The organism is Corynebacterium argentoratense DSM 44202, from assembly GCF_000590555.1.
GTDB classification, from domain to species: domain Bacteria; phylum Actinomycetota; class Actinomycetes; order Mycobacteriales; family Mycobacteriaceae; genus Corynebacterium; species Corynebacterium argentoratense.
This window is the reverse complement of the sequence record NC_022198.1, coordinates 747,064-765,876: the sequence shown is the minus strand read 5'-3', so window position 1 is coordinate 765,876 and position 18,813 is coordinate 747,064. Positions and strand designations below refer to the sequence as shown.

Below are 18,813 nucleotides of genomic sequence, written 5' to 3'. Positions count from 1 at the left end.
GACTGTGGGGCGTCTTCCGGCGCCCCACACCCATTTCCGCAACGTTGTCATTGTAATTTTCATAGCAAACACTCCGCGAAATACCTGCAAATTCCCGACAGCAAACTCAAAAAGTCCAAAAGTTTAATTCTGCCTAAGCTGTATTAAGTCACCCTGCAGGAATTACGAATTAATTTCTTGTGAGTTAAACCTTGGTTTCGCACATCAGCCCATGTGCGACGCCAGGATTATTGCCGGTCATCTATAAAATCGATGCAGATTTGTTTGCTAGGATTGACGCATACGTTTGTGGTTTTTAAACAGCTCTAAACGCATTTAAAAGAAAACAACTCACCCGCTTGAAAAGAAAAGGAGCAGCCCATGCGCGTCGCTCTCTTCTCGACTTGCATTGGCGATGCGATGTTCCCGGACGTCGTCAAGGCCACTGCAGTCATCCTCTCCCGACTCGGCCACGAAGTCGTCTTCCCGGAGCAACAGTCCTGCTGCGGCCAGATGCACGTCAACACCGGGTACCAGCGCGAGGCTATCCCCCAAATCAAGAACTATGTCGACGCTTTTTCGGATCCGTCGATCGATTGCGTCGTCGCCCCGTCGGGTTCCTGCGCCGGTGCTGTTCGCGAGCAACACGAACACGTCGCCTCCCGCTACGGCAACGCTGCACTAGTCGACGGTGCTCGTGCCACTGCGAAAAAGACCTACGATTTGTCCGAGTTTCTTATTGACGTCGCGGGCACTGATCAGCTTGGCGCATTCTTCCCCCACCGCGTCACCTACCACTCCACTTGCCACTCCCTGCGTTTCCTCAAGGTTGGGGACCGCCCTTTGCGATTGCTGCGCAACGTAGAAGGTATTGACTTGGTGGAGCTTCCCCACGCCGACGAATGCTGCGGTTTCGGCGGCACCTTCTCTGTGAAGAATGCTGAAGTGTCCGCATCGATGGTGGGTGACAAGTGCCGGAACATCAAGAGCACCGAGGCAGAATACGTCACTGCAGGCGACGCTTCCTGCTTGATGAATATCGGCGGCGCTTTGTCCCGCCAGCACGCTGGTGTTCGTGCAGTGCATATGGCTGAGATTCTGGCGTCCACCAAAGACCACCCCTGGACGCCTTCGTCCGCAATCTACACCAAGGAGGCAATGCTGTGAGCGTCTTCCTAGGCAAGCCGACCATGCCGCCCCGCGCACCTGAGGGTGTTGGACACCTGCGCGGCACCGAAACCTTCCCCAAGGCTGCACACCACGAGTTGTACAACGCCACCCAGCGGCGCAACCTCCACAAGGCAACGCACACCATTCGCGACAAGCGTGCTGCCGTCATCGCTGAGATCGATGACTGGCAGGCATTGCGCGAGGCCGGTTCGCACATCAAGCGCGACGTGATGGCCCGCATGCCTGAGCTGCTGGAGCAGTTCGAAGCTGCCGTCACCGCACGTGGAGGTCACGTCCACTGGGCCCGCGACGCCAAAGAAGCCGGCGAGATTGTCACCGCACTGGTACAGGAGACCGGTGAGAAGAAGGTCGTCAAGATCAAGTCCATGGCCACCATGGAGATCGGCCTTAACGACCAGCTGCGCGAAGCCGGCATCGAAGCCCGCGAAACCGACTTAGCTGAGCTCATCGTCCAGCTGGGTAAGGACACCCCATCGCACATTCTGGTTCCGGCTATCCACCGCAACCGGGCAGAGATCCGCGACATCTTCATCAAAGAGATGCCCAACACCGACGAAACACTATCGTCGGATCCGGCAGAGCTTGCTGAAGCATCGCGCACCTTCCTGCGGGAGCAGTTCATGGATGCCAAGGTGGCTATCTCTGGCGCGAACTTTGGTATCGCCGAGACAGGCACCGTCACCATCGTGGAATCCGAAGGTAATGGCCGCATGTGCCTCACCTTGCCGGAGACCCTCATCTCCGTCATGGGTATCGAAAAGCTGCTGCCCACCTTCCAGGACTACGAGGTATTCCTGCAGCTTCTGCCCCGCTCCTCCACCGGTGAGCGCATGAACCCCTACACCTCTATGTGGTCGGGTGTGACCGAAGGCGACGGCCCCCAGAACTTCCACATTGTTTTGGTGGACAATGGCCGCACCGCAGCACTGGCTGATGAAATCGGCCGTGAGGCACTCAAGTGCATCCGTTGTTCTGCGTGCCTGAACGTCTGCCCTGTGTACGAACGCGCGGGCGGACACGCCTACGGTTCCACCTACCCAGGCCCGATCGGTGCGATCCTGACGCCGCAGCTCACCGGCATGGATTCCTCGCACGACCCCAACGCCTCCCTGCCCTACGCATCCACCCTGTGTGGCGCCTGCTTCGAGGCCTGCCCGGTCAAGATCGATATCCCCAGTGCACTACTGGAACTGCGTCACAAGAAGATCGAAAATCACAAGCCCAAGGTAGAGGGCGTCATCATGGGCGGCATGGGACTTGTCTTCGGAAACCAGAAGCTGTGGAATCTGTCCACCCACATGGTTTCCCTCGGCCGTATTTTGGGTGGTTTCAACGGAAAAATCACCCACCTTCCGAGCTTCTTGGCCGGATGGACTGACGTTCGCGACACCGCGGTTCCGCCGAAGAAGTCTTTCCGCCAGTGGTTCGACAGTGAGGAAGCACAACAGCTGCTTGCCTCAGCGCGCGCCGAAGGCATTCCCGCCCAGCCGCCCGCACACCCCACTAGCCCCGAGGAGACAAAGTGAGCGTCATCAACTCCGCCCGCAACCAAGCGGCGAAGAAGGAAATCCTGAGCAGGATCGCTAACGCACACAAGCTTGCTAACACCGCCCCGGGTCCGGTAGAGGTTCCTCGCGAATACAACCGCGAGTACCACTACAGCACTGAGGAGCTCCGTGAGATCCTCATCGATCGTCTGATCGACTACAAGGCTGAGGTCACGGAGACCACTGAGGCGGAGCTGTCCGCCACTATCGGTGACATCCTCAACTCGCGCGGTGCATCCACCGTCCGCTACGCAGAGGGTCTCGATCCTGCCCTGTTTGAGAAGTTCAGCGGTGAAGCAACCCCGGATGATCGTTCCTCGGATCCGCGTCTGCTCAATGGGGTTGACGCCGTGGTGACCGACAGTCACGTGACCTGCGCCCAGACCGGCACGATTTCTTTGGAATCCAACCCAGTGTGTGGGCGTCGTGCGCTGACCCTGGTCCCGGACTGCCATGTGTGCATCGTCCGCGAGGGCACCATCACCTACGGCATTCCCGATACGGTCGCCCGCCTGTCCCGCACCGCGCCGGTGACGTGGATTTCCGGTCCTTCCGCGACGTCAGACATTGAGCTCAATCGTGTCGAGGGCGTGCACGGTCCGCGTACGTTGATCGTGGTTATCGTCAAGAAGTAATACCAGTTCAGGTCGCTTCTTTCTGCCCCGTTACATCCGTGTGGCGGGGCTTTTTCACGCCGTGTCTGGCTGGGTGGTAACATGGCTGAGGTTGCAAGCGCTTGTTTTGCACATGCCTCCGTAGCTCAGGGGATAGAGCACTGGTTTCCGGTACCAGCGGTCGGACGTTCGAATCGTCTCGGGGGCACATCTAGCCCGTCTGTTGCACACAGGCGGGCTTTGTTTTTGCCGGCTGGGGCGGCGGACTCTAGTGCTACGCCAACTCTTGGAGTTTTTGTTTTTGTGGCCCCAGCACACGGTCGACGACTGAGCTGATCATGCAGATTTCTTCCGCGTCGAGCTTGCTGAAGAATACTTCGTCAATGGCGTCGAGGTATTGGGGATGCAGTTTTCCAATGATCTCTTGGCCTTGTTCGGTCAAGCGAATGACGACGCCGCGTGCGTCTCTGCTGCAGGGATGTTTCGCGACCAGGTTGCGTTTTTCCATGCGGATCACTTGGTGTGATGCTCTGGATCGGTCCCACTGCAGCAGGTCACAGATTTCCTTTAGGCGAAGTTCGAAAGCGTGGCAGTGTTGGTGGTCTAGCGGCACGTGGGGTGCTGCGCGTAGCACGGAAAGGATGGAGTAGTCAGCGCTGCTGATTCCTCCGGGAAGTCCTTCATCGAGGGCCTTGTGTACGGCGAGGCCTGCTGCAGTGATGCGGGCCCACAGTTCACCGCGGGCGTCGCGACCATCGTCGCCTTCGAGGTTAAGCGGGTGTTGAGTACTCATGTCTTACCTCCTTGTTAGAAGTATTCCTTAGTGCTGCAGCCCTGTCACATCTGAAGGTCTGTGACGGAATATTCCTTCTTGCCGACGACTTTTTCGAACCGCGCTGGTGTGCTGGTGAGTACGATGATTTGCTGCTGCCGCCCAGCCCTACTGAGCACGGTGGCCATGCGTGATAGTCGGTGCGTGTCGGTGTGCCCAAGTGCATCGTCGATGATCACTGGCAGGTTACAGCCCGCGAGTTCTGAGACGGCAAAACGTTGGAGCATGCCGAGTTGTTCTTGGGCGCCACCGGAGAGCTGGCCGACCGGAACACTGGTCAGGGCACTGCCATCGCTGCCGATGTTGACTCGGCTGTCGATCCCGAGTTCTGCATCGAGGTCGAAACGTTGGTCGGGCCCGAAGATTGCCCTGGCGAGGTCGTTGAGTTTGTCGGCAAAGGGCTTGGCGTAGGCTGCGCGCGCGGCGTCGCGGTGGCCGATGAGGACGTCGCGTAGGCGCTTGGCTGCCTCGGCTCGCCGTTGTATTGATGCGTGGTGCCGTCGGGCGTTGTCGACTTCTGCATGGCTGTTTTCTAGGCGTTCAGCCGCACCTTGTGCCTGTTCGATGTACCCGGTGCAGGTGGCGATGGTGGTGCGGGCGTCGTCGATGCGTTCCCGGAGGCTGTCGAGTTGTGCTTGGGCGCCTTCGTAGAGGCTGCGTCGCAGTTCTGGGTCCGCCTGGGCTAGTGCGTCCAGGGCCTGTTGTTCGGCGGCTGTTGCTTGTTCGAAGTTGCTGAGGGCCTGCGCGTGAGCGGCGTCGAGTTGTTCTTGCGTGTGCTCCAGCTCTGCGGTTGCTAGTTCGTCGGCGGCTTCCGCGAGGGTTGCTTGTGCGGCTTCGAGGTTGCTTCGGTGGATGTTGAGGGCTGTTTCTGCGGGTGTGCGTAGTGCCATGACGCGGCTTTCGTGCACGCGGGCGTCGCTGTCGGCTTGGGTGTGGTGTTCTTCGGCCTCTTCGTGAGCAGCGCTGGCTTTAACCAATGCTTGTTCTGCTTCATCGACGGTGATGGGGTCGAAGTCGCCAAGGAGTTGTTCGATGCGTTGGGTGTGCCTGCGCATGTCGTCAACGTCGCGTGTACCGATGATGGCGGTGCGTTCGCGGGTCAAGCTGGTGATTTCTTCGGCGAGTTGGCGTTCGGCTTGCGCCCTGCTGAGTGCTTCTTCGGCTGATGACGCCGCGACGTCGTCGAGCAATGCGGTGAGTTGCTGTTCGCATCGTGTGAGGTCGGCGAAGACGTCCTCGTTCCCGAGGCCAGGGGTGATGTGGATGTCTACGTCGGCAATGCGGACGGTGGTGGCGTGGGTGAGTGTATGGGTCTCGCCTACGGGTGTGGGTTCGCCGTCGAGGAGGATTTCTGTGGGGGCGCCCTCCCCTACTGCTTGGGTGGTGATTTTTGCTGCGACGGCGCTGGCGCGGATCCGTGCCTCGCGTGTGTCACGTTCTGCTTCTGTGATCTTCTGGACGAGCTCGGCGCTGATGGGGTTGCTAGGCAGCATGTTTTCCAGCTCGACGATCTGGTCGTTAATGCCAGCTACTTGATCGAGCAGTTGGGTGTGGTGTGCCCAGTCACGCAGTTGGGAGGCGCGGGTGAGTTGTTGTTTGGCGTCGCGCACGGCAGCTGCCGCGGTATCGCGCAGTTGTTGGGCTTGGGTAACGCGTTCGTGGAGTTCGGCTGCGCGCTGTTGTTCTTCTTGGTGGGCTTGTTCGAGTTCTGGTTGTTGTTGCAGCAGGGTTTCCACGTGCTTGCTCAGTGCGGCGACGCGGGTTTTGAGTGCTGTGCGCTGATCGAGGCGTTGCTCTGCTGCTTCTAGTACGATCTGTGCACTGTTCTTTTTCTCGGTTGCTGCGTGAGCGTGCTTGGTGGCTTCTTGGGCTTCGGCGAGGTCTGCGCGGGCTTGTTCGAGTTCTTCACGAACACCGGGTATGCGTTGGGCGGCGTCGTCGCGTATGGCTTCTGCTTCGCCGACCCGATCGACGTAGTTTTTTACGCTGTCAACGTCGATTTGTGCTTGGGCATAGCGTTGTTCTGCTGCGGCGAGGTCCGCTTCTGCTTGTTTATATTCGCCCGTTGGTTTGGCTGTTTTTTCACTAAAGTAGCGTCCGTATTCTTTTGCGACGGCGTCCATGAGGGCGGTGTTGTCCCCCGTCACCTCGGTGGGGTTGCCGTTGTCGAGGTCGTTGGCGGCGCCGGCGGCGCTGAGTGCGGCACTCAGGCTGGGGATTCCTGCGGCATTAATGCGTTCGTCGATGGTTCCTTGGCGGACGAACAATGCGCTGAGCAGGGTGGGGTCGATGTGTTCGGCGAGGATGTCTTCGAGGCGCTGTTCGGCTTCGCCGCCGGTGAGGTTTTCCACGGTGGGCGTCAGGATGCGTAGTTCGCAGCGTTTTTGTTTGAAGTAGGTTTTGGTGACGTTGATGTGGTGCGGCCCGATGGTGGCGTCGAGTGTGATGGTGGTGGGTACGTCGCGCCCGACGGGGCGCATGAGTTTGTACTGGGCTTTTCCGGTGGTGTGTTTTTGGGTCAGCACCATGTCGAGGGCGTCGAGGATGGTGGATTTTCCAGCTTCGTTGCTGCCGCTGACGATGACAACACCGGTGTCTGGGATGTTGGATAGCTGGAAGTGTTCGACTCCGCGGAGGTTATCGAAGCTCAGGCTGTGAATGCGCATGGTGTCCTCGTGTGGGGTCTTTAGTGTTGGAGTCGGAACAGTAGGCGGAGGGCGTCTTCGGCTGTTGTGTCGCCGTCTGCGCTTGCCTCGAGGAGTTCTCGGAGTGCTCCGTCTGCGTAGCCTCCTAGTTGGAGGGTGTCGAGCTCTTCGGTGCCGGGGGCGAGTGTGAGGTCCATGAGCCGTTCGCGTGGGTAGAATGCGGCGAAGATGGGGGTTCGTGCGTCAAGTCCTGCGTCAAGGTGGTTCATTGCGGTGAGATCGACGGTGCCGCGCAGGGTGTATTTGATGACTGTTTTTGATTTGTTGGGGTAGGCGTCGAGGCGCGCGAGGAAATCCTCGACGTCATCGATGCTGTTGACATCGGCTTCGATGGCTTCCATGGTCCAGGTGCCCGTGGATAGTTCTTCGACATCGACCCCTTCGTCGCGCAGGGTAACCAGCAGGGCGTGGCCGCTGTTGTTTTCACCGCCACCGGTTGCTGTGTCGAAAAAGTCTGTGGGTTCTGGTGCTCCGGAGTACCACACGGCGCCGCTGTGTCCGATTGTTTGCGCGGAGTGTGTATCGCCCATCGCAACATAATTGATGACGCCGCGTTGCAGGGCGTCTTCAATCAGCCCAAGGTCGATGGTGGCGGGGTTGTCGATGGTGTCGCGGTTGAGTACTTGTCCGTGGGCTAGGAGGATGCGTGCTGGGTGTTCGGGGTCATCGGGTAGTGCGTCGAGGGCGAGTGCGACGAGGTCTGTGTCGGGGTGACGGGTGAGCAAGGGGGCTCCGACAATTTCTACCGGTGTGCTGGTGCCTTCGACGCGAATGGGCGTGTGGTCGGTGACAATATGGACGCCGGGGATGTCCTGGGTTTCGTAGAAGATACTGTCGGCGACCAGGGGGTCGTGGTTTCCCGGTAGGAGGTAGACGGGCACGGGTAATGCTTTAAGTTGTTCGAGCGCACGGCCGAGGGTTTCGCGGCTAAGGCTATTGTGCTCGAACACATCGCCTGCGACGACAATGAACTCTGCGCCGTGTTCAGTGGCTAGCTTTCCGAGGGTGCGGATGGCTTCGAGGCGTGCTTCGGCCAATCGTGCTGCGGCTTCGGGGCGTAGCCGGGCCCAGGTTTTACCGAGTTGCCAGTCGGAAGTGTGGATGAAGCGTGTCATGGTGTCCTAGCGAGGGTTGGTGGGCATGATGTGCTCGTAGATCTCTTCGAGTTGATACATGCCTCTGAGTGCTTCTACGGAGTTTAATGATGCCGCGCGTATAGCTTGGGTGAGCAGCGTGCGGTCGCCGCGTTCGAGGGCACTGTCGGGTTCTATGTCCGGCAGTGGCGGCAACTGCCCGCCGTTCCAAAAATCGGCTGCGGGTGGGGCATCGATGGCATCAGCTATGGTTGCCAGGCTCATGTGCCGGAGAGCGAGTGCTTTTTCGGGGTTGCTGTGCAGCATATCGGCGAAGGCGAGTCCGACGGCGACGGCGTGTTTGCACACGGGAGCTGGGTCCGGACAGGTGCACTCGCAACGCTGGATATCAAACAGTTGGGTCGCGATCTGCTGCGGGTATGTGCCTTTGCTCATCAACGTCAACGCATGGGGTATGCCGGTGATGCTGTCGCGGTCAAGGGGGTTGGATGCGAAGTGGAGGGCAACCTCAAAGGGATCCAATTGAGATCCGCGCACCAGCCCTGTGACCAGCCCGGCGCGAACGTCGGTGCTGGTGACATGCCCATCGCGATGATAGTTGACGCCGCGAGTGTAACGGCCGCGCTCGCAGATGGTGGCTAGCAGCAGGCGCAGCTGCACGTGCGGGGTAATCGTGGGGGCGACTGTGGTGGGGGTTGCAGGTTGTGCGGGTTCGTCATGTTGTTGGGATGCGCCGAATTTGGCGTAGATGACGTTGTCTTTGACCGAGCGTGCCGGTGGTGTGTCGCTTACGTTCATAACTTCCCCCCTTTTTTTAAGTGGTCGTGCGTTCGCTGATGCTGTCCGCTTGGAGCAGCATGGTGAATTCTTCGGGCGACAGTTCTGTCAGCCAGCCCTCGCCGGCACCCACCACGCTGCTGGCGAGAGTGAGTTTTCCGGCCAGGACATCGTGGATGGATTCTTCGAGGGTCGATAGGGTGACCATTTTATACACGGCAACATTGTCGCGCTGGCCGATGCGGTACGCACGGTCGGTGGCTTGGTTTTCTACCGCTGGGTTCCACCACCGGTCCATGTGAACCACGACGCTTGCTGCGGTGAGGTTCAGGCCCGTGCCACCAGCCTTGAGCGAAACGATCAACATGGGCGCATCACCTTGTTGGAAGCGTTCAACCATCTGCTGCCGCCCCTGTGGGGTAGTGCCACCGTGGAGGAAGTCGATGTCGCTTCCGGTGTAGTTACTCAAATAGGTTCGCAGCATGGTCCCGAACTCGCGGTATTGCGTGAACACCAAAATCTGCTTACCTGCACGCAACGCGGCGTCAACAATATTCATTAATGCTTCGACTTTTCCACTGCGGTGCCGACCTTTGAGGATCATGGGGCTGCCGTCTTTGAGATAGTGGGCGGGATGGTTGCAGATTTGTTTGATCTGGGTGATCGAGCTGAGCACCAAGCCTTTGCGGCGGGAGCGTTCGTTGACATCCGTGCTGTTGAGCACCGCGGTGATCTCATCAACAAGCGCCTGGTAAAGAGCGGCTTGTTCGGCGGTCATGGACACTTCGACGATGTGCTCGCTCTTGTCCGGTAGGTCATCGATAATGCTGGGGTCGGTTTTCATGCGCCTAAGCATGAACGGAGCACACAACTTCTTTAACGTGTCCGCAAGATCAAGGTTGTCATCCCGTTCAATGGAATTGGCGAAATAATTGCGGAAGAAACTCTGCGTCCCGAGAATGCCGGGGTTGCAGAAATCCATAATCGCCCGCAGCTCCATCAGGCGATTTTCCACAGGGGTACCGGTCAAAGCGATGCGATGGCGCGCGGGCAGCAGACGAATAGCGCGAGCTGCCTTTGTCGCAGTGTTTTTGATCGCCTGGGCCTCATCGGCGATGACGTGGTCGAACTCGATGTCTTTGAGGGTTTCGACGTCGCGTGTGACCGTGGTGTAGGTAGTCACCACCAAGTCCGCATGACGCACCGCCTCGATGTCTCGGCGCGGGCCATGGTAAGCAACGACGTTGAGGCTGGGCACGAACTTGGCCGCCTCCGCCACCCAGTTATGCACCAACGACGTAGGGCACACCACGATCGACGGCTTTGCGGCCCTGCCGGCGGCAGACGCACCCGAACGCTCGTAGGCCACAAGCGCCAGGATCTGCAGAGTCTTGCCCAAACCCATGTCGTCGGCCAAAATACAACCGACGTTGTTGTCCGACATCCACGCCAACCAATCCAAGCCACGCTGCTGATACTGCCGCAACGTAGCCTGCACACTGTCCGGCACCTCGCGCGGCTGTGGGGCCGGCATCTCCGCACCCCACAGGGCCTCCACCCAGGGATCATTGGAGGCAATCTCCACATCCCGATCCAGCACGTCCTCTGCAGCCTGCTCCAACGCCAAAGCACGCACGTCAGCGGCGCTCATCACCCCACTTGCAGCCGCCGTGCCCTCACCCCGCAGACGACGATCCGCCTGAGCCGCCCGCTCAATATACTGGCGAATCTTGCCAAGCATCCGCTGATCAACACTGATCCACTTGCCGCGGATCTTCACCAAATTATGGCTGCTGTGGATCAGCTCATTCATCGCCTGCGCATCAAGCTCCTGGCCATCAACCGCAACCTTCCAGTCGTATTCGACAATCTGATCCATCCCAAAATGACGCACGATCGCGCCGGGCTGCTGGCTGGAGCGAACCTTGAGCGTTGCTGTGGCCGAACCTTTGGACCAGGATTGGGGCATCATCACTTTCACCCCGGCCCGACTGAGCTCGGCTATGTCACGGTCGATGAGGGTTGCCATGTCCTCCACCCCCAATTCCACGCAGTCATCTGACCATCGAGGCCACCACGACACTCCTGGAGCGGCGTCGGCAACCTCTTCGATGAGTTGCTGCGCCTCCACTTGGAAATCAGCTGACAGCGTCGCAGCCGGGACGGGCGCATCCACCCCCACACGCACCTGTACACTCACCGGCCACAAGCTATCGACTGGTTCCTCCACCATCACCACAACCTGCATAGGAACCGTGTTGGCACTTTTCACCCACGCGTTGAGCTCTTGAACAAAACTCTCCCGGGTCCGCCGCACAGGCTCATATCCCACCAGTGAACGCACCAACGGGTGCGGGTCGTCTAGTGCGGTGTCATCCACCAAGCTCACAACCACCCAATGGGCGTAGCGCCCGCACAACCACTCGATGAGACCTGGCCCAAAATTGGCCTCCAAAACCCCCGGCTGAGCACGGCTCATATCAATCTGCCAAGCCCGTTCCCTCACGCCACTTGCCAGAATCCAACACCCATACCAGCTGCCATCCTCCCAGCGCACCGAGGGCAAAAAACCGCCCGAACGCACAAAACGCTCGATGCCAACATACGCGGACAGCAACCACATTAGATCTGGTGCGATCGCCGAACGTTGACGCCGCGTCGCCGCCGGCGAATCAGACAAAACAAACGCCGCGCTCGATAAAAAACGCACCGCCTGCTCCGGGATCAACCCCACAGCCTGCATATCAAGCCGGACTTCCCTCCCCTTCGGCGTATGCACCCGAATATTTTTAGCCACCCGCACACGAGAAGACGACAACAACCCATGGATCACCGGCGGGAAAGTATCCCCCGGCACATCCTGCACCGTCACCACACGGTGCCCCTGGGTCTGCTCAATCCACAAATACAGCACCCCATCAGCGGCAACTGTGCCGTGAAGCAAAAAATCTGGGGTGGGCATGACCTACAGACTACCCGGCCCCGGAACCACACCCACCACCACGACGTCTATGTAGATATGCTCCGTGACCCCCTCCGAAACTACAAACGCCTGCTGATTATTGCCACCATCGTCACCATCGCCCACTCACTACACCCCGGCCACCCAACAGAAGGTTTCACCTACGACCCTCCACTAGCGCACACACTGCCCCACATACCCAGGGGACAGCGCAGCGACCGGCCGGCGACAGCCCCCTACCACCGTGAGCAATTCGGGGGATGGGCCACGGCCGACGTCAACACCCATCCGTGTACCACGCGACAACGCGAACTCTCCCGAGCACTCGGCCCACAATCACTCGATGGCTGCACGCTCATCCGCGGTGAGGCAGCAGATCCCTACGGCAATGGACGGATGGGCCCCAACGTCAACCAAGCGATAGAAATCGACCACATCTTTCCCCTATCAGCAGCCTGGGACATGGGCGCCTACACCTGGGACCACACAACAATGCGTGCCTTCGCCAACGACCCACTCAACCTCGTCGCCGTGTCCCGCACCCACAACCAAGACAAAGGCGACAAACTACCAGCCGAATGGATGCCGCCCGACCGCACCGTGCACTGCTGGTACGCACGCAGAATAGCGCTGATTGCCGCAACCTACCAGTTAAACCTGAGCAACGACGACGTCAGCACCATGAAACGCGCCTGCATCGTCCAAGATGCGCTCCACGCAACCCTTGGGTAGGGTTTAGCGGGTGAATATCCTCGTTATCGTGCACATCATTGCTGCCATCCTATTCCTCGGGCCCGTGGCGGTTGCATCCTCCCTCTACCCCGCTTTCGCACTCCAAGCCACAGGAGGCGACCAATCCTCCCTCGGTTCTGCCCGCATCTTGCACCGCATCACCAACACCTACGCACTGCTGAGCCTCCTCGTGCCACTAGCAGGCCTGGGAATGTTCATCTTCGACAGTGCCTACATGAAGCAAGGTAAGTTTCACGCCGCGATCCTCATCAGCGTCATCGCCTGGGCTGTCCTGTTCTTCCTGGTTCTCCCCCGCCAAAAAGCCTTGCTGGCGCTCGCTACCGACCCCGCAGCGCACGCAGCTGAACCCGACAAAGCCCCCGCGCTGAAGAAGCAACTCGCCATGTTTTCTGGAATCTTCAACGCACTGTGGATCATCGCCGCGGTATTGATGTTCATCTAAAACCCCCCTAAAAGCCATTTAAGGGCTGGGAAGATCTCGTTGAGATCTTCCCAGCCCTTAAGCTTTAGCAGCTAGTCGGCCTCAAGCCGACGACTGCTTCTAATAGCGATCGTTGTTGCGTGAGCGGAAGCCGCCACGGCCACCGCGATCGTCACGACGATCATCACGCCCACGGAAACCACCACGGCCACCACGATCATCCCGATCGTCACGACGATCATCACGCCCACGGAAACCACCGCGGCCACCGCGATCATCACGACGATCATCACGCCCACGGAAACCACCGCGGCCGCCACGATCATCGCGGTCCCCACGGGAGCGATGCGCTGCAGGACGCCCCATGGGCGCGCCGGGATCTGGCTCAATGTTGATCAGCTGACCGGAAATACGAGTGTCTTCGAGTGCCTCGAACACTTCCTTCGGAAGGTCCTTGGGAAGCTCGACCAGGGTGTGATCAACAGCGATGTTGATTCGGCCGAAGTCCTTGCTGCTCAAACCACCTTCGTTAGCAAGAGCGCCGACGATAGCACCGGGGCGCACGTGCTGGCGCTTGCCCACTGCCAAGCGGTATACGGCCATCTCTTTACCACTGCGATCGAAACGCGTGGGGGCTTCGCGGTCGAAGCGATCACGACGGCCGCCACGATCACCACGGTCGCCGCGGTTGTCACGATCGAAGCGATCGCGCTTGCTCGGGGGAAGTTCCTTCATGAAGAACTCATCGCCGGACGAGGCCTCGGTGGCCAAAGCGGCAGCAATGTCCTCAAGGGGAACATCGTGCTCTTCCGAGTACTCCTTGACCAGCTTGCGGAACACAGCGACCTCAGCGTGCTCAAGCGCATTGGTGATGGAATCCGCGAACTTCCTCTTGCGGGATTCGTTGACCTCATCGACGGTCGGCAGATCCATCTCATTCAAGGGCGCATTGGTGGCGCGCTCAATGGAACGGAGCATGCGACGCTCGCGGGGAGTGACAAACAAAATAGCTTCGCCGGAGCGCCCAGCACGACCAGTACGGCCGATGCGGTGGACATAGCTTTCGGTGTCATTCGGAATGTCATAGTTCAGCACGTGGCTGATCCGCTCAACGTCAAGACCACGGGCAGCAACATCTGTTGCGACCAGAATGTCGAGACGGCCGTCCTTAAGCTGGTCGACCGTGCGCTCGCGCTGTGCCTGCGCGATGTCACCGTTGATAGCTGCAGCAGAGAATCCGCGTGCACGGAGCTTTTCAGCGAGTTCTTCAGTTTCGTGCTTGGTGCGCACGAACATGATCATGGCCTCAAACTCAGTGACCTCAAGAATGCGGGTCAAGGCGTCGAGCTTGTTGCGGTGCGCGACCGACAGGTAACGCTGGGTGATATTGGTATTGGTACGGGTCTCGGACTTGACCGAGATTTCCTTCGGCTCACGCAGATACTCGCGGGCGATCCTGCGAATGCCGTTGGGCATTGTGGCGGAAAACAGTGCAACCTGCTTGTCTTCCGGGGTGTCGGCGAGAATACGCTCGACGTCTTCTTGGAAGCCCATGTTGAGCATCTCGTCTGCTTCGTCCAACACGAGGAAGCGAAGATCCGAGATGTCCAAGGAACCCTTTTCGAGGTGGTCGATGACACGACCCGGGGTGCCGACGATGATCTGCGCACCGCGGCGAAGGCCGGACAGCTGAATGCCGTAGGCCTGGCCACCGTAGATCGGCAGCACGTGGATGCCACCAAGGCTGGAGGCGAAGGATTGGAAGCTGTCTGCAACCTGTAGTGCTAGCTCACGGGTGGGGGCCAGGACCAAAGCCTGGGGTTTACGCATGTCCAGGTCAATCCGGGAAAGGATTGGCAGTGCGAATGCAGCGGTCTTACCAGTACCGGTCTGTGCGAGGCCCACAACGTCGTGGCCTTCCATCAGCACCGGGATGGTCTGCGCTTGAATGGGGGACGGGGTCTCGAAGCCCACCTTCTTGACTGCTGCGAGCACGTTCGCAGGGAGTCCAAGGCTTTCAAAACCATTAATCGGGCCGGTAGCCTCAGATTCTTTCGCTTCCCTGACGTCTTCTTGGACGTCCTGCGAATGATCTTCCACTTCCGACAAGTTCACGTTTTCCAGCTCTTCAACGCCGCTGGTGACGTTATCGGTATTGCTCATTGTTTTAGCCACTGTACGCGTTCCGCCCCTGTTTAGCTATTTATGACGGCCTCGCGTGGCGTCAGCACATCAGGCTGGCTGGGGCCTAGACTGCCCGAGCCCAAGCGGTTCTTCAGCCGGCGCCCACGCCGCGACAGCCACCAATCCAATAGCCGCACACAAGGCAAAGGCCCACCTGAAACCGAATGCTTCAGCAACCATTCCGATAATCAGTGGGCCACTGATTGTGCCCAGGTCTTGCACCATTTGGAACGTCGCAAGCACCCCGCCTCCCGAACGCTCCTGTCCGATAACATCAGCGACAGTAGCCTGTTGTGCGGGCGCTAAAATACCCGCCCCTGCACCAGCCAGAACCGAAACACCGATCAACACGGCCGTGTGCTGACTCAACCCCAGCACAGCTGCGAAGGTGGCATTCGTCACTATGCCCGTCAGCGCCAGCGGTTTTCGCCCCAATGTATCCGCCAGACGACCGGCTCCTTGCAATGCAACAGCGTTACCCGCTGCGAAACTCGCCAAAATCATGCCCGTCAGTGCAGCACTGTGAAACGTCGCCACATACAGCGGGATAATCGCAACCCTGACTCCATAGTTTGCCCACCCGTTGTAAAAAGCCCCGACGAGTGCTGCTCGATAGCACGTACGGCCCCATGCCTCGCGCAACCGCATCGCAGAAGCACCATGCTGCTCGACGTCACGAATAACCGCAGGATCGAGCATGATCCACACCAAAGCAGTGGCAATAAGCAGGGCGATGCCATAGATGATAAAAGGCACCCGCATACCTAAGCCTGCCAATGCCGAACCCAACAAAGGTCCCAAAATATTGCCCAACAGAAACGCAGTCGCATACGTCGATGAGGCTTTACCCCTAATGGATGGCGGTGCGATGCGGACAATCAACCCCATCGCAGACACCGTGAACATGGTGGATCCAATACCGCCCGCAGCCCTCAACACCAACACATGCCAGTAGTCATGTGCGGTTGCCACAAGCCCTGTGGACACGGCCACCATCAACAAACCGGATAGGTACACGGTGCGAGAACCGAAAGCGTTAAGCAGGCGCCCAGCTGCAGGAGCGAACAGCAAACGCATACCCGCAAAAGCACTCACCACGGCGGATGCCGCAGCGATACTTACATCAAAGCTCTTAGCGAACTGAGGCAAGATCGGCGCGACCATGCCATAGCCCAACGCAATGACCAGCGCAGCACTAACCAGCACCCAAATTTCTCTGGGAATCGGAGTGCGCGAAGGTGATTGTTCAGAACTGCTCGACGTCATCAACACCATCGATGTCATCGAGTGCTTCTGCCGGGTGATCGTAAAGATCGCCATAGGCCTCGTAATCGGCTACCGGAACAAGCTGCTCTTCCCACGAATCCGCCTGCTCCGCTGCGAAAGCAACAATGTCAAACAGCCGATTGATCTCCTTAAAAGTGCCTAGTTCCAGCACTTCTTCAGCCACCGCATCTGTGTCACACTCTTCACACTGCTGCGCCAGATTATCGGCGTCAACCGGTGCCGGGCAGATAAAACGCACCCGAGCCACCGGTGCAGCATCCACCGTTGAAACACTCACTTCAAGGGTGGATGAATCACCAACCTCTGCCGTCACCAATGAAGGAACGACAGGATCCTGGAAAAACTGCAGATCCTGCAAACGGCTATCGGAGCCTTCCAACAATTCACGAAGAATGCTCACCAATTGGTCGGTTGCGATGTGCTGGGCCACCGCAGCGACTGCATCCTCAACCGAAAACACAACAGAGGTGAGCACGGCGTCAAAATCTTCATCGTCTTCATCAACGTCAGCCGCAGCGACATACACGTTGGCTGCGGGAAGCACGGGATCAGTTTCTACAAATTGAATTTCCACATCCGCACTGATCGGAACAAAGAGTGTGGGATCTGGAGCCTCCGTGGCACGAGATTCAATACCCTCAGCATCCAGAGCCAGAGCAATGTCTTCAAAAAAGCTCACGACACACCTTTTCTACGGAAAGTTTCAACAAACAGACGGCGCCTGCCCGCGACGGCACCTAGCCTAGCCGAAGAACGCACCCCGCGGCCGGCCCCTAAAAGTCCGAATCAACGATCGATGCCACCGCTGCATGTCGATCCTGCGGGGTCTGACGAGGACAATTCGCGCACTTCCCACTGCTCGCGGAGTGAAAAATCATGCAACAACTCACCCGGCGCGCCACGTGGTGCCCTTCGCATATTTCGCCCGCCAGGGCCCCCGCGACGTCAGCATCCTCCCACTGACCATCCACTACCTCAACGATGAGATTGTCGATCCCGGTGACTGAACCAAAACCCCGCCCCAAGGCATGGGCGACCCTTATGCCTTCCGCAGGATCGAAGCTGTCGTTACCAGCATTGATCGCAGCCTGGATGAGTGCGTCATAGGCGATCGCGAACAAAGGTTTGGGCCGCATAGATGCCTGCTCGGCCAGTTGCTCAACAATCGGTGTGATGCTGCGAGCGAACGCGGCTGCTTGTTCGGCTAGTAGCTCGCACGTGGATTCGTCGGTGGTGTCTTCGAGCCTATGGACCCGTCCGGGCATGAAACCCAACCAGTAGTCTTCGTCATCGCGAAGAAACAGCTGGCCATCATCCAGATGCATGTCAAGAATGGCGGCGTACTCCACCGCTGCGGTCACAGCCGGCCCCACAAAAGTATTGCACGCCGAAAACCACCACACTTGTGCAGCATGTTTAGGCTGCTCCAGATTGAAACGCTGCTGACAATCAGCAATTGCGCGTGGAATGTGCTGCTGCAGCTCATCATTTGTTAAGGTCCGCGACTCATCCTGAGGGTGCAGCGCTGGGGCAAAACGTGGGTAGTCTGCGCACAGGTGAGCGCACTGTCTCAGGACGGCGTCGCGATGCGCTGCGCTGTCAGGTGGGGATGTCATGGGTGCTGCCCTATCCATGTGGCGGTCGTGCGTTGTTAGTGTCCCAGGCTAACAAATGCTGCCGTTAGGAGCCCTACTAGACTGTGTGCTTATGGCTACCAATACGGATTCCATTACAGACGCTGTGAACTCTGATCCCGCTGCGCTCGAGCAGCGTGCGGGCGCTAGCGGGCGGATGTTGATCAAGGCTGTTGATCGCGCGGCCCATATGCAAAGCGGTGCCATCGTCAAATACGTCGAGTGGTTGCGTGCCGGAAACCCCGACGCGTCGCCCAGCGAGATTCAGAAAATGATGGACAAGCATCTCAAGCGCCTGGCTATGGGCTCGGGTGCGGGTGCGGGTGCTGCAGCTGCGATCCCCGGGATCGGTTTCGTCACTGGTGCCGCTGCTGTTGGCGCGGAGTCTTTGGTGTTTCTTGATGCTGCGACGCTGTATGTGATGGCGTCGGCGTATCTACGCGGCGTCGATATCCACGACGAGGAACGTCGTCGTGCACTGATCTTGGTGGTGTTGTTAGGTTCGGCCGGCACTCTGATTGTTGACGCCGCGGTGGGCGATCTGAACAAGAAAAATGGCGCATCTGTCGCCGCCACCCTCACCCGCTTTGGTGCTCCGCGTTTGAAGGACGTCAACTCTAAGCTGACTGCCGCCGCGGTCAAGCGCATGGGTAAGAAGTTCAAGGCTGCATGGTTGGGCAAGCTGCTGCCTCTGGGCGTGGGCGCGGTTGTTGGCACCTTCGCTAACCGCACGCTGGCGCACAAAGTGATCTCTAACGCACGTACCTCCCTTGGCCCGCTCCCTGCAGAGTTTTAATCGGTTTCTTTTAGTGCAGCGTGTAGGCAGTTTGTCA

Annotated in this window: 15 protein-coding genes and 1 tRNA gene; 7 read left to right on the top strand and 9 right to left on the bottom strand. The window is 58.8% G+C overall.

Annotated elements, in window-relative coordinates; translation table 11 throughout:
• Positions 1 to 360: 360 nt before the first annotated feature.
• The 4 genes from CARG_RS03775 to CARG_RS03760 all read left to right on the top strand — a co-directional run bounded on the left by CARG_RS03775 (position 361) and on the right by CARG_RS03760 (position 3,539).
• On the top strand, positions 361 to 1,146 hold the full coding sequence (locus CARG_RS03775; RefSeq protein WP_020976073.1) for a (Fe-S)-binding protein: 786 nt from the start codon (positions 361 to 363) through the stop codon (positions 1,144 to 1,146).
• Entirely contained in the window at positions 1,143 to 2,696 is a 1,554-nt protein-coding gene (locus CARG_RS03770; RefSeq protein ID WP_020976072.1) for a lactate utilization protein B, read from the top strand. Before CARG_RS03775 ends, CARG_RS03770 begins: the two co-directional genes overlap by 4 nt.
• Positions 2,693 to 3,352 (top strand): LutC/YkgG family protein, encoded by a 660-nt coding sequence (locus tag CARG_RS03765; protein ID WP_020976071.1) that lies wholly within the window; start codon positions 2,693 to 2,695, stop codon positions 3,350 to 3,352. The genes CARG_RS03770 and CARG_RS03765 overlap by 4 nt, the downstream gene beginning before the upstream one ends.
• A 114-nt stretch (positions 3,353 to 3,466) precedes the next feature.
• A tRNA-Arg gene (locus CARG_RS03760) sits at positions 3,467 to 3,539 on the top strand.
• Between the two features lie 66 nt (positions 3,540 to 3,605).
• Here CARG_RS03760 and CARG_RS09610 read toward each other — a convergent pair.
• From CARG_RS09610 to CARG_RS03735, 5 genes are read right to left on the bottom strand one after another with little or no spacing between them, the layout of a single operon-like run.
• Positions 3,606 to 4,124 (bottom strand): MarR family winged helix-turn-helix transcriptional regulator, encoded by a 519-nt coding sequence (locus tag CARG_RS09610; protein WP_020976070.1) that lies wholly within the window; start codon positions 4,122 to 4,124, stop codon positions 3,606 to 3,608.
• Positions 4,125 to 4,168: 44 nt separating this feature from the next.
• Entirely contained in the window at positions 4,169 to 6,829 is a 2,661-nt protein-coding gene (locus tag CARG_RS03750; protein WP_020976069.1) for an AAA family ATPase, read from the bottom strand.
• 20 nt (positions 6,830 to 6,849) lie between these two features.
• On the bottom strand, positions 6,850 to 7,983 hold the full coding sequence (locus CARG_RS03745; protein WP_020976068.1) for a metallophosphoesterase family protein: 1,134 nt from the start codon (positions 7,981 to 7,983) through the stop codon (positions 6,850 to 6,852).
• A 6-nt stretch (positions 7,984 to 7,989) separates the two neighbouring features.
• Positions 7,990 to 8,760: a hypothetical protein gene (locus CARG_RS03740; protein ID WP_020976067.1), complete on the bottom strand. Its 771-nt coding sequence runs from the start codon at positions 8,758 to 8,760 to the stop codon at positions 7,990 to 7,992.
• Between the two features lie 16 nt (positions 8,761 to 8,776).
• Positions 8,777 to 11,701 (bottom strand): DEAD/DEAH box helicase, encoded by a 2,925-nt coding sequence (locus CARG_RS03735; RefSeq protein ID WP_020976066.1) that lies wholly within the window; start codon positions 11,699 to 11,701, stop codon positions 8,777 to 8,779.
• A gap of 57 nt (positions 11,702 to 11,758) precedes the next feature.
• Here CARG_RS03735 and CARG_RS03730 point away from each other — a divergent pair, with 57 nt between their 5' ends.
• Positions 11,759 to 12,433: an HNH endonuclease family protein gene (locus tag CARG_RS03730; RefSeq protein ID WP_020976065.1), complete on the top strand. Its 675-nt coding sequence runs from the start codon at positions 11,759 to 11,761 to the stop codon at positions 12,431 to 12,433.
• Positions 12,434 to 12,443: 10 nt separating this feature from the next.
• On the top strand, positions 12,444 to 12,896 hold the full coding sequence (locus CARG_RS03725; RefSeq protein WP_020976064.1) for a hypothetical protein: 453 nt from the start codon (positions 12,444 to 12,446) through the stop codon (positions 12,894 to 12,896).
• A gap of 99 nt (positions 12,897 to 12,995) precedes the next feature.
• Here the strand turns inward: CARG_RS03725 and CARG_RS03720 are convergent, their stop codons facing one another.
• The 4 genes from CARG_RS03720 to CARG_RS03705 all read right to left on the bottom strand — a co-directional run bounded on the left by CARG_RS03720 (position 12,996) and on the right by CARG_RS03705 (position 17,962).
• Positions 12,996 to 15,038, bottom strand: coding sequence for a DEAD/DEAH box helicase (locus CARG_RS03720; RefSeq protein ID WP_020976063.1), 2,043 nt, complete (start codon positions 15,036 to 15,038; stop codon positions 12,996 to 12,998).
• A 69-nt stretch (positions 15,039 to 15,107) separates the two neighbouring features.
• On the bottom strand, positions 15,108 to 16,379 hold the full coding sequence (locus tag CARG_RS03715) for an MFS transporter (protein ID WP_236620162.1): 1,272 nt from the start codon (positions 16,377 to 16,379) through the stop codon (positions 15,108 to 15,110).
• Positions 16,306 to 17,025 carry a hypothetical protein gene (locus tag CARG_RS03710; RefSeq protein ID WP_020976061.1) on the bottom strand — a complete coding sequence of 240 codons (720 nt, stop codon included), beginning with the start codon at positions 17,023 to 17,025 and terminating at the stop codon, positions 16,306 to 16,308. Before CARG_RS03710 ends, CARG_RS03715 begins: the two co-directional genes overlap by 74 nt.
• 94 nt (positions 17,026 to 17,119) lie before the next feature.
• Complete coding sequence (locus CARG_RS03705; RefSeq protein WP_020976060.1) at positions 17,120 to 17,962, bottom strand: (2Fe-2S)-binding protein; 843 nt, start codon at positions 17,960 to 17,962, stop codon at positions 17,120 to 17,122.
• A gap of 91 nt (positions 17,963 to 18,053) precedes the next feature.
• Between CARG_RS03705 and CARG_RS03700 the strand changes: the two genes are divergently transcribed.
• Positions 18,054 to 18,776, top strand: coding sequence for a hypothetical protein (locus tag CARG_RS03700; protein ID WP_020976059.1), 723 nt, complete (start codon positions 18,054 to 18,056; stop codon positions 18,774 to 18,776).
• Positions 18,777 to 18,813: the final 37 nt, after the last annotated feature.

Excerpts from the sequence above, each read along its gene's own strand:
- CARG_RS03775 (WP_020976073.1), top strand. The coding sequence starts at position 361 with ATGCGCGTCGCTCTCTTCTCGACTTGCATTGGCGATGCGATGTTCCCG.
- CARG_RS09610 (WP_020976070.1), bottom strand. The coding sequence starts at position 4,124 with ATGAGTACTCAACACCCGCTTAACCTCGAAGGCGACGATGGTCGCGAC.
- CARG_RS03750 (WP_020976069.1), bottom strand. The coding sequence starts at position 6,829 with ATGCGCATTCACAGCCTGAGCTTCGATAACCTCCGCGGAGTCGAACAC.
- CARG_RS03745 (WP_020976068.1), bottom strand. The coding sequence starts at position 7,983 with ATGACACGCTTCATCCACACTTCCGACTGGCAACTCGGTAAAACCTGG.
- CARG_RS03740 (WP_020976067.1), bottom strand. The coding sequence starts at position 8,760 with ATGAACGTAAGCGACACACCACCGGCACGCTCGGTCAAAGACAACGTC.
- CARG_RS03735 (WP_020976066.1), bottom strand. The coding sequence starts at position 11,701 with ATGCCCACCCCAGATTTTTTGCTTCACGGCACAGTTGCCGCTGATGGG.
- CARG_RS03730 (WP_020976065.1), top strand. The coding sequence starts at position 11,759 with ATGCTCCGTGACCCCCTCCGAAACTACAAACGCCTGCTGATTATTGCC.
- CARG_RS03720 (WP_020976063.1), bottom strand. The coding sequence starts at position 15,038 with ATGAGCAATACCGATAACGTCACCAGCGGCGTTGAAGAGCTGGAAAAC.
- CARG_RS03715 (WP_236620162.1), bottom strand. The coding sequence starts at position 16,379 with ATGGCGATCTTTACGATCACCCGGCAGAAGCACTCGATGACATCGATG.
- CARG_RS03705 (WP_020976060.1), bottom strand. The coding sequence starts at position 17,962 with ATGACATCCCCACCTGACAGCGCAGCGCATCGCGACGCCGTCCTGAGA.
- CARG_RS03700 (WP_020976059.1), top strand. The coding sequence starts at position 18,054 with ATGGCTACCAATACGGATTCCATTACAGACGCTGTGAACTCTGATCCC.